The 9,790-nt window shown below is 49.7% G+C and carries 11 protein-coding genes; 7 read left to right on the forward strand and 4 right to left on the reverse strand.

Going from position 1 to position 9,790, the window contains the following annotated elements; all coding sequences use genetic code 11:
* The first annotated feature begins 56 nt into the window (after positions 1–56).
* Positions 57–944, forward strand: a complete 888-nt coding sequence (locus tag EJP77_RS17865; protein ID WP_127200617.1) for a 5'-3' exonuclease — start codon at positions 57–59, stop codon at positions 942–944.
* Positions 945–2,054, forward strand: a complete 1,110-nt coding sequence (locus EJP77_RS17870; protein WP_127200618.1) for a phosphodiester glycosidase family protein — start codon at positions 945–947, stop codon at positions 2,052–2,054. It begins immediately after the preceding gene.
* A gap of 207 nt (positions 2,055–2,261) precedes the next feature.
* Here the strand turns inward: EJP77_RS17870 and EJP77_RS17875 are convergent, their stop codons facing one another.
* Entirely contained in the window at positions 2,262–2,816 is a 555-nt protein-coding gene (locus tag EJP77_RS17875; RefSeq protein ID WP_127200619.1) for a phosphatidylglycerophosphatase A family protein, read from the reverse strand.
* 150 nt (positions 2,817–2,966) lie between these two features.
* Between EJP77_RS17875 and EJP77_RS17880 the strand changes: the two genes are divergently transcribed.
* The 3 genes from EJP77_RS17880 to EJP77_RS17890 all read left to right on the forward strand — a co-directional run bounded on the left by EJP77_RS17880 (position 2,967) and on the right by EJP77_RS17890 (position 5,566).
* Positions 2,967–4,043 (forward strand): GerMN domain-containing protein, encoded by a 1,077-nt coding sequence (locus EJP77_RS17880; protein WP_127200620.1) that lies wholly within the window; start codon positions 2,967–2,969, stop codon positions 4,041–4,043.
* A gap of 138 nt (positions 4,044–4,181) precedes the next feature.
* Positions 4,182–4,940 carry a ribonuclease PH gene (gene rph / locus EJP77_RS17885; protein WP_127200621.1) on the forward strand — a complete coding sequence of 253 codons (759 nt, stop codon included), beginning with the start codon at positions 4,182–4,184 and terminating at the stop codon, positions 4,938–4,940.
* Complete coding sequence (locus tag EJP77_RS17890) at positions 4,937–5,566, forward strand: XTP/dITP diphosphatase (RefSeq protein ID WP_127200622.1); 630 nt, start codon at positions 4,937–4,939, stop codon at positions 5,564–5,566. The genes rph and EJP77_RS17890 overlap by 4 nt, the downstream gene beginning before the upstream one ends.
* 124 nt (positions 5,567–5,690) lie before the next feature.
* Here EJP77_RS17890 and EJP77_RS17895 read toward each other — a convergent pair whose 3' ends face one another.
* Together EJP77_RS17895 and asnB are read right to left on the reverse strand one after the other, a co-directional pair.
* Positions 5,691–6,458 (reverse strand): class I SAM-dependent methyltransferase, encoded by a 768-nt coding sequence (locus tag EJP77_RS17895; RefSeq protein ID WP_127200623.1) that lies wholly within the window; start codon positions 6,456–6,458, stop codon positions 5,691–5,693.
* Positions 6,459–6,586: 128 nt separating this feature from the next.
* Positions 6,587–8,431, reverse strand: a complete 1,845-nt coding sequence (asnB, locus tag EJP77_RS17900) for an asparagine synthase (glutamine-hydrolyzing) (RefSeq protein ID WP_127200635.1) — start codon at positions 8,429–8,431, stop codon at positions 6,587–6,589.
* A gap of 138 nt (positions 8,432–8,569) precedes the next feature.
* On the opposite strand from asnB, the gene EJP77_RS17905 reads away from it, so the two are divergent.
* Both EJP77_RS17905 and EJP77_RS17910 read left to right on the forward strand, forming a co-directional pair.
* Positions 8,570–8,878 (forward strand): hypothetical protein, encoded by a 309-nt coding sequence (locus EJP77_RS17905; RefSeq protein WP_185897391.1) that lies wholly within the window; start codon positions 8,570–8,572, stop codon positions 8,876–8,878.
* 27 nt (positions 8,879–8,905) lie between these two features.
* Positions 8,906–9,262: a hypothetical protein gene (locus EJP77_RS17910; protein WP_127200625.1), complete on the forward strand. Its 357-nt coding sequence runs from the start codon at positions 8,906–8,908 to the stop codon at positions 9,260–9,262.
* Positions 9,263–9,322: 60 nt separating this feature from the next.
* Here EJP77_RS17910 and EJP77_RS17915 read toward each other — a convergent pair whose 3' ends face one another.
* Positions 9,323–9,631 carry a magnetosome magnetite crystal formation protein family gene (locus EJP77_RS17915; protein ID WP_127200626.1) on the reverse strand — a complete coding sequence of 103 codons (309 nt, stop codon included), beginning with the start codon at positions 9,629–9,631 and terminating at the stop codon, positions 9,323–9,325.
* Between the last annotated feature and the right edge of the window lie 159 nt (positions 9,632–9,790).

The following is a 9,790-nucleotide window of genomic DNA, read 5'->3' on the forward strand; positions in this document are numbered from 1 at the left end:
TCTGGGTTCAAGAGTTCAAAGCTCCAAATCCAGGAACGAATGAAGGAGAGAGAACGTTGACGACAAGTAACAAAGAAACTTTATTGTTGGTAGACGGAATGGCGCTCATGTTCCGGGCCTTTTATGCGTCCGCAGCCAGCGGCTACATCCGCCGCACGAAGGCCGGTCTTCCCACCAATGCGATATATGGCTTCATGCGGTATTTCTGGGATGCTGTAGAGAAGTTCTCCCCTTCCCATGTAGCCTGCTGCTGGGATTTGGGAAGCAAGACATTCCGTACTGAACAATTTGCAGCTTACAAGGGCAACCGCTCGGAAGCACCGGACGATCTGATTCCCCAGTTCGCTGTTATTCTGGAAGTGATGGACAGCCTGGGCATTCCTAATATTAGCGCTCAGGGGTATGAGGCTGATGATTGCATCGGAACCTTGGCTTCGATCTACTGCCAGGATATGGATGTTCTTGTGTTGACCGGAGATCATGATATGCTTCAGCTTGTCAATGACTGCACGAGCGTCATTATTATGAAGAAAGGCCATGGCAATTACATGGTCTATACTCCGGACAGCCTGATGGAAGAGAAGCAGCTCCTGCCGCGGCAGATTATTGATGTTAAGGCATTGATGGGCGACCCGAGTGATAACTATCCGGGGGTACGCGGAATTGGCGAGAAGACAGCCGTTAAGCTTGTACAGGAGTACCACGATGTCGAAGGGATTCTTGCTAATCTGGAGGCACTCTCCAAAGGGGTGCGGACCAAGATCGAAACCGACCTGGACATGCTTCATCTGTCTCGTCAGCTAGCTACCATTAAGTGTGATGTGGAATTAGCTTGTCAGATCGACGAATGCCGACTGGAGCTGAATCACGCATTAATTGCTTCCAAATTTGAAGAACTTGAAATGAAAAGTATATGTGCTTGGATGGGAGTTGCCGTTGTATAAATGAAGAAGAATTATACCTATAACCGGACTAATCTATTAACAAGAATCATGCTGTCCCTTGCCGCAGTACTGCTGCTGACCTCAGGAACGCTGAGTCCTCTTCCAGCTGAAGCGAAGCCGGGAATTAAGGCCTCCTCAAGCAAAGTTAAAGTTGGAAGCAGGACCTTTACCGTTCAAACGGTCTCCATTCCCAAAGGAACTCCTGTTACGCTCGGACTTGCTAAGCGTCAAGTGGGCCAAGTGGAGGGTTTCACCTCCATTGTGAAGAACTATCATGCGGAAGCGGCAATCAACGGGGCCTTCTTTAATGCCTACGGTGGTCCTACAGATCCGTATGGCACATTTATTATTCAAGGGAGATTAGCCCATTTCGGTGGATATGGGACAACCCTTGGTTTTCTGAAAGATGGTACGGCCATGATGGCTCCTCTTCGTAATTCGCTAACAGGTACAGTCACCAGTGACAAAGGAAGCTCGATTGGCTGGTATGCCGTATTCCTCAATCGTACTCCTGCGAGCGGGGCAAGCACGATTATCAAATATACTCCGGATCGTGGAAGCCGGGTTGGGTTTAGCGGCGGTATTGCCGTAACCATCGTGGATGGTGTGGTCACGAAGAAAGATACGAATGCGAACAGTCTGATTCCTAAGAACGGTTACGTGCTTGTTTTTACAGGGAATGAGAAGAAGAGTTCGGACCGCTTCGTTGTTGGATACAAAGTTCAAGAGAATTTGGTCTACAAGGATGATAAAGGAAATGCGATTCCCTGGCAGAATGTCGTAACTGCCGTAGGCGCAGGTCCGCGGCTGGTGCGAGATGGCAGAGTGGAATTGAACGCGAAGGCGGAAGGCTTCAATGATCCAAAGATTCTGTCGAGCTCCGCAGCGCGCAGCGGGGTGGCCATTATGCCGGATGGCTCAATTCTCCTGGCAACCGTATCCGGTGCAACGATGCAGCAGTGGGCGGGAATCATGAAGGCGCTGGGCGCGAAGCAGGCCATGAACCTGGATGGCGGGGCTTCATCTGCCCTCTACGCGAATGGCAAGGTGCTTACTCAGGCGGGCCGTCCGCTAAGCAATGTGCTGGTATTCGGAAGTAATGTGAAGTAATGAAATTCCGAAGGGCTATCCTATACGTCATCAGAGATGACCATGGGATAGCCCTTCGTTTGTAATCTTAGGTAGATGATGCGATGCACGGTGTATCATCCGAATACTCACGTCCGTCAGCGCTATAAAGCTGCACCGGCATCTCCACACACAATAAAATGGCGTCACGGATATTAGATCCGTAACGCCATTTATGCTCAATAGAGCTTATCTAGCCTGATCGGTGGATTCCTCGCCTTTCTCAATTTCACGCTCCGCCTGTTTGCGGTGGGCAATCCGGCTGCTTGCCGAAGCGGCGATCGCACCTACAATATCGTCGAGGAACGTATGGACCGGACCTAGGCTTTTATCATTTAAACGTTCGAGTACGCCGGGCTTCAGCTTATCTACATAGCCATAATTCGTGAATCCGATACTTCCATATACGTTGACGATGGAGAAGGCGAGAATCTCATCGACCCCATACAGCCCTTCATCATTGGAGATCATCTCCTGCAGCTCGGGAATTAGCAGCTCCTTCTCGGCGAGAATATCCAGCTGAATCCCGGTCAATACCGCGTTTTGAACCTCTCGCTTGGTAAGGACCTGCTCCACATTATGGATGCATTCCTCCATCGTGAGGTCGGGATAATACTTCTGCTGTAGGAGCATGACGAGCTCAGCAATCTCTGAAATTTGGACGCCCCGTTTATGAAGCCATTCTCTGGTCGCATCGGCCACCTTTTTACTGTTCAAGCTGTAAGGGATTTTCGCTTTGTCCATGACCTTCACCTCAACTCCTAACATATTCATGCTGCGTCTGATATGTGCAGTGTGTCCACTTCCCGGAAAAAATAGTTATTTTTCGAAAGGGGGGCTCGTATATATAGTAATACAAACCACAGAAAATTGTTAGGGAGGCACGAAGGACCTATGAAATCTTTTCCAAGAATACAGACTACCGCAGCAGCTGGCTTACTCGCTATCCCTTTGTTGTTATCAGGATGTGGAATCTTCGGTTCACAAGGTGCTGCGCAGATCGATCCTCCACCAGCGAATGTTGAAGCACAGATGCTGCAGACGGCGGATCAAGTGAATCAGACAAGCTCTTCTGGTAAGACAAGCACAGAGAACACTAATCAAACCACGGTCTATTTGAAGAACGATCAGGGCCTGCTTGCACCTGTATCCCTGAACTTGCCGAAGGGCAGTAAGGAAGGGAAGTTGAATCAGGTTATGGAGTCCCTCGTACAGGACGGGACGTATGCTTCATCTATCCCGGAAGGCTTCCAGGGAGTTCTTCCGAAAGGAACGCAGGTTACCCATGTATCCGTAGATAAGAAACAGAAGCTGGCTGTTGTGGAGTTCACCAAACCTTTCATGAACTATGACGTGAAGGATGAGCGCAAGATCATGGAGGCTGTAACCTGGACGTTAACGGACAACCCTGATGTTCAGAACGTTCAGTTATGGGTGGACGGGCAGAAGTTAAATGAGATGCCGGTAGCCCATACGCCGCTGAATCAGCCGCTCAATCGCACCGTCGGAATCAATCTGGAGCTTACACCGGGAGCAAATGTCTCGCAGACCAGTCCGGTTACGGTATATTTCTCCTCATCCACGAAGAGTGGGGTACCTTATTTCGTCCCTGTGACCCGGTTGGTTCCAGCAGGTGGAGATACGGTAAAAGCAGCCCTTGCCCAGTTGATTCAGGGCCCTGTTCAGGGGGATGGATTACAGCAGGTACTAACCTCGAACACATCGGTTGAGCAGGTAGAGACGGCTAAAGACGGCGTGGTTACCGTCTCGCTGAAGGATGACATGTTCCAGCCGGGCGAGAAGGTGCCGGCACAGCTTCTTCAGTCCCTTGTCCTGACTGTAACGGAGAATACCAAGAGTGACAAAGTACGCATTTGGATGAATGGCAGCAAAGACGTTGTCGGGGACGACAACCAGAAATACAGCGAGCCTGTCTCCCGTCCGGAGGCGCTTAATCATATTCCTATCTGATGTCCACCCGGGGCCAGCTGCTCAGCGGCTCCTTTTTTTTGTATGGGCAAGGGATTTTCTTCCTAAGGTGCTTTTGCAGCATCTCTTTGGTAAAATAGGGGAAGTATAGACAGGATGAAATGTAGGAGGCACATACTCATGAGAATAAACGAACGACTTGCGGATCAGCGCAGGCCTATGAATTTAACGGTTAATCCCAATAAATATGCAGAAGGTTCTGTATATATTGAAGTCGGTGATACCAAGGTACTCTGCACCGCAACGGTGGAAGAGAAAGTTCCCCCGTTCATGAAAGGTCAAGGACGCGGATGGGTAACGGCGGAATATGCGATGCTGCCGCGTGCAACCCAGACGAGAAATCAACGGGAATCCGCAAGAGGCAAGCTTACTGGCAGAACGATGGAGATTCAGCGCCTCATCGGGCGTGCGCTCAGATCTGTAGTTAATCTTCAGGCGCTTGGAGAGCGGACGGTCATCATTGACTGTGATGTTGTTCAGGCGGATGGAGGGACTCGAACTACCTCGATTACAGGGGCTTTCATTGCGATGTCGATAGCCATTAATAAGCTGGCCCAGAAGCATAATCTCGCCGTATTTCCTGTTACGGATTATTTGGCCTCGGTCAGTGTTGGCGTAGTCGGGAATGAGCTGCTGCTCGACTTGAATTATGAAGAAGATTCTAAAGCCAAGGTAGACATGAATGTGGTAATGACCGGCGAAGGCAAATTCGTAGAAATACAGGGTACGGGCGAGGAAAGCCCCTTCTCCCGCGAGGAAATGAACGGGATGATGGAGCTGGCTGAGAAAGGAATTCGTGAAATGATCGCGCAGCAGCAGGAAGTGCTTGGGCCGATTGCTTTGAAAATTGGATCAGGTCAGGCAGGGAAGAAGGTATGAACCCTTTTAAGGATACGGAGATTATTGTGGCCACGAAGAACCAGGGTAAGGTCAAAGAATTCGCATTTGCCCTCGCCGAGCTGGGCGGCACCGTGAAGAGCATGTACGATTATCCGGAGCTGCCTGAGGTGGTGGAGGATGGCGATACGTTCGCCGCTAATGCCCGCAAGAAGGCGAAGACGGTAGGCGATGCGCTCGGCAAGCCTGTTCTCGCCGATGACTCCGGACTTTGTGTAGACAAGCTCGGCGGGGCTCCCGGCGTCTATTCGGCGCGTTATTCTGGGGACCATGCTACAGATGCAGAGAACAATGACAAATTGCTGGATGAACTGCAGAAGTTGTCCGAAGGGGAAGATACGGAGCAGCCGCTCTTAAGTCCTGCCCGTTTCGTATGTCACTTGGCACTCTATGACCCGGGAACCGGAGAATTCGTAGAGGCTGAAGGTACCGTGGAAGGCATGATATCGGCAGAGCCTGCGGGAAGTGGGGGATTTGGTTACGACCCCATTTTCTATGTCCCCGCTTACCAGAAAGCCATGGCTGAGCTTACGCTCCAGGAGAAGCAGGCAATCAGCCACCGCGGGGCTGCGCTGCGCATCTTGAAGGACAAACTTGGATTGAAGTGATAGGGCAAGGACCGAAAAGTGATAGGACAAGGACTAAGAAGTGATATTACAGTAAAGGACGACTGCCGTGCCAGGCAGCCGTCCTTTATTCATGTTCATGCAGTTATGCGTGAGAACCGAGTCATTAGATTTTGACCGCGACAACGGTTAGTCTTTTGTAATCAGCATACATGGAGCCTTCGTGCATCAGCATGGGAACCAATCTTTCTGTAACTTTGGCGTAGAGAGCGGTTCTCTGATCATCTGAGAACCCGTTCAGGAAGTCGCCTCCGAAATTAGCAAGCCAGCCGCTTAATCCTTCCTTGTTGTCACTCAGCTTCGTAGGTCGGTCGTAATGGCGCATAAATTCTACTTTGAAGCCTTGTTCTTCAAGGAGCTGGGCATATTCTCCGATACTTGGGAAGTACCATGGGTTAAGCGTAGAAGCATCTATACCGTATTCCTCTTCGAACACCTCATAAATGGCCTGAATTATGGTCTCTACGTTGCCTTTACCGCCGAATTCGGCTACAAATCTTCCTCCAGGCTTTAATACGTGATAGATGGAACGGACGACACCTTGTGCGTTCTTCATCCAGTGCAGCGCCGCATTAGAGAATACGGCATCATAAGGCTCCTCCTCGGTGAAGCTCTCTCCGTTACTTATTTTAAAATTCAGATCAGGATATTTCTTCCGTGCCGCTTCAATCATGTTCGCTGAATAATCAATTCCTGTTACCTTCGCTCCGGACTCAGCGATCTGGAAGGTTAAGTCTCCGGTTCCACAGCCCAGATCCAGGATCCGTTCGTTGCTCTTTGGTGCAAGCAGATGAATTAAATTTTTACCGTATTCCGACACAAAGGCAAGCTTGTTATCATAAGACTCCGGGTTCCAGATATTTGTTGAACTCATCTTCAGCAGCTCCTTTGAATTAAGTTAAATTCATTGTTGCATGAAGATGCTTATAATGGAAATATATAATCGATATAGAGGTTATAGGTTAAGACTATGAAGATATACTCTAGTAATTGATTCGGGTATTACCGGATTGCAACTTTGTACGTCTTGAGCCAATGGTTAACCTGGGCTAAATAAGCGAATAATTGGGGACCCGACATCAACTGACCGAACCAGGGAAGATTGGATGAGGCTTCTGTGGAAGAAGCAATTTCGCGAATTTTATCCTGGTTGATCAGGGGGAGAATAGGAGACGTACTGTCATCCAGAATATTCAGCACCTGCTGCCTCACCACATTTAGATAGGCAGGGTTATGGGTTTTGGGATAGGGGCTTTTCTTCCGGTACAGCACATCTTCCGGTAGAACACCTTCTAGGGCTTTGCGAAGAATTCCCTTCTCCCGGTCCCCGGCAGTCTTGATCTCCCAAGGAATATTCCACACATACTGTACGAGCCTGTGATCGCAAAAAGGTACACGTACCTCAAGCCCTGCTGCCATACTCATCCGGTCCTTGCGATCCAGCAGAGTTGGCATGAATCGGGTAATGTTCAAATAAGACATGATGCGCATCTGGGCTTCTTTTCCCGTCTCTCCTTTTAGCTTCGGAACTTCATTTACCGCATCCTGATAGCGGTCCTGGATATACTCCTGCGGGGAGATCCATTCCCGGATCTCGGGTGCCAGTAGCTCGGAGCGAAGCCCGGTGGCCACAGACCATGGGAAGGTGCCAGAGTTCAGTAGTTCGTCGCGATGGAACCAAGGATATCCGCCAAAAATCTCATCCGCCGCTTCGCCAGATATCGCAACCGTTGCGTCTTTCTTAATCTCGCGGCTGAACAAATATAGCGAAGAGTCCACATCCGCCATCCCTGGCAGATCTCTCGCTTCTGTCGAGGCATCCAGGGCATGGGCTAGCTCGGGTGTATCGAAGCGTATCCAGTGATGCTCTGTGCCAAGCTCTGCAATCATACGCTCAATCCAAGGTGCGTCGGCACCTGGCTGGTAACTATGGGCCTTGAAATATTTATCGTTGTCTACATAATCAACTGAATAAGTATGAACCTGGCCTTGACCGCTTCTCTTGTAGTAATCCACGGCCAGGGCAGTCAGCGCACTGGAATCAAGTCCCCCCGACAGAAGGGTGCAGACAGGAACGTCAGAGAGCAGCTGCCGTTCAACCGTATCCTGCAGGAGCTCTCTCACCTTGGCTGCCGTGTGGGCCTCATTATCCTCATGTGTGTACGACTCAAGTTTCCAGTAGGTATAGATTCTCAGGCCGCTCCGGCTGTAGATCATGGCCTGCCCCGGACGGAGCTCCCGCAACTGCGTATAAACCCCGTGACCCGGTGTTCTGGCCGGACCGAGGATGAATATTTCAGCAAGTCCTTCAGCGCCTACAACGGGATCCACTTTAGGGTGCTCCAGAATGGCTTTGGGCTCTGAACCGAAGACGAGTGTGCCATCACGGTCACTGTAGAACAGAGGTTTGACACCAAGCCGGTCCCTTGCAAAAAAGACATGCTCCCGTACACTGTCCCAGATCGCGAAAGCAAAGATTCCGTTAAGCTTGTGAACGGAGTCCGGCCCCCACTCCATATATGCCTGCAGCAGTACTTCCGTATCACACTGCGTCCGGAATTTGTAACCCCGCTGAAGTAATTCTTCTCTTAGCTCAGGCGCATTATATATCTCCCCGTTGTATACAACGGTATATACATGGTCATCTTGATGGATGACCATGGGCTGTGCTCCATTAGCAGGGTCCATGACACTGAGTCTTCTGTGTCCGAATGCACAAGGACCGGAGATCCAGGTACCCCGAGCATCGGGTCCTCTTTTTCCAAGGGTTTCCGTCATGGTGAGAAGCAGGGCAGAGTCCCCCGTCAAGTCTCGGTTCCACTCGATAAAACCGGTAATTCCGCACATATATGGTTTCATCCTCTCTCTTGGTTACTCTAAATATGCGGTTCGTGCCGCCGGTGATACAAATTATGCCGAACCTAGGCATAAAATGTCTGTCCTTTATGGAAAACTATGCTTTGGAAGTATGAAAGGGGGAGGGTCATGAAGAAGACGTTTTATGTATCGGTTCAGGGCCGTTCGGTGCTGGAGGACCCGGGGGCAGCTGCTTACGAATGGGTTATCGAGGCAGCACCCGAGGAAGCTGATGAGCTTAGACGCAAGCTTTCCTCAAGTGCAGAAGCGGATGAAGACGAATTCATGGATTTCGTATTTCCTTGGCCAGATACTCCGGAGGATGGACGTCATGCGCGATATTCAGAACGAATCAACCGGGTATACCAGGAGATCTACCGCCTTGGAACATCGGAGACCCGTAGTCAAATGGAAAATTCAAATTTAATTCATGCATAATAATAAATTTAAAGAGGAGCGTTAGGTATGTACTCAATTAAAGACGCGAAGCTGACAAGAACTACAGAACATAATGGTACCGCATGTGCTGAAATCGAAGTCACTCCAGTGGCCTCAAATGAACCAGGGCTGCTTGTCTATGTGGCAAGGGCTGGGAATGGTGAGGATTTCGAGATTGTCCGAATGATCCGGAATGAATCGGATCTCGCCATAGACTGGTACAACAATAATCTGCACAACGCTTATGAGGAAATTGCCGAGGAGAACTTCGGTGATGAAGGGGTGCTGGATGCCCCGCAGCAAAGAGAGCAATTCCGGCAAAGCCTGCTCACTTCCGGCAGTATCTCAGCCCAGCTGGAGCAGATGCTCCCTAAAGGCAGCTAAAGCTGGAAGCAGCGGCCTTACAGAAAGGAGGCCCTCCCGGTAGAGGGAGGGCCTTTAAGTTTAGTACTGCTGAGGCCACTTCGCGTTAGCAAGGATGCGAATGCCTTGAACAATGTTATACAAGAAAGCACAGAAATAGATGATGGCAAAGATCACAATATACATAAAAATCGAGGCTACATACTGGGCCGAGAACATAAAGTAGAGAAGCGGAATCGCAGCTAGAACCGGAAATACATGTGAGAAAAGAGCCCGGCCAGCGTGCTTGCGAACCATGGCATCATCCGAGATGAACCATATCACCACAGGCAGCAGAAAAGGGGCGAAGAAAATGCTAAAGTAAGACAGCGATGCCAGAACAGGTCGCATACATCATTCACGCTCCTAGAGGTTCTTTTCTCTATATTACCCAAATTTCATAATTTCCTTTGACATTAACGGAAGATACGTTATAATAAATAACGCATCCTTTTTTTCTCTCAGGATCTGCCCTGAAGAAATTACATATGTCTCAGTAGCTCAGCTGGA

Origin of the sequence: Paenibacillus zeisoli (genome assembly GCF_003994465.1) — a bacterium.
Lineage (GTDB): Bacteria > Bacillota > Bacilli > Paenibacillales > Paenibacillaceae > Fontibacillus > Fontibacillus zeisoli.

Bases quoted from the DNA above. Each gene is read 5' to 3' on its own strand.
- EJP77_RS17870 (WP_127200618.1), top strand. From the start codon at position 945: ATGAAGAAGAATTATACCTATAACCGGACTAATCTATTAACAAGAATC.
- EJP77_RS17875 (WP_127200619.1), bottom strand. From the start codon at position 2,816: ATGGACAAAGCGAAAATCCCTTACAGCTTGAACAGTAAAAAGGTGGCC.
- EJP77_RS17880 (WP_127200620.1), top strand. From the start codon at position 2,967: ATGAAATCTTTTCCAAGAATACAGACTACCGCAGCAGCTGGCTTACTC.
- rph (WP_127200621.1), top strand. From the start codon at position 4,182: ATGAGAATAAACGAACGACTTGCGGATCAGCGCAGGCCTATGAATTTA.
- EJP77_RS17890 (WP_127200622.1), top strand. From the start codon at position 4,937: ATGAACCCTTTTAAGGATACGGAGATTATTGTGGCCACGAAGAACCAG.
- EJP77_RS17895 (WP_127200623.1), bottom strand. From the start codon at position 6,458: ATGAGTTCAACAAATATCTGGAACCCGGAGTCTTATGATAACAAGCTT.
- asnB (WP_127200635.1), bottom strand. From the start codon at position 8,431: ATGTGCGGAATTACCGGTTTTATCGAGTGGAACCGAGACTTGACGGGG.
- EJP77_RS17905 (WP_185897391.1), top strand. From the start codon at position 8,570: ATGAAGAAGACGTTTTATGTATCGGTTCAGGGCCGTTCGGTGCTGGAG.
- EJP77_RS17910 (WP_127200625.1), top strand. From the start codon at position 8,906: ATGTACTCAATTAAAGACGCGAAGCTGACAAGAACTACAGAACATAAT.
- EJP77_RS17915 (WP_127200626.1), bottom strand. From the start codon at position 9,631: ATGCGACCTGTTCTGGCATCGCTGTCTTACTTTAGCATTTTCTTCGCC.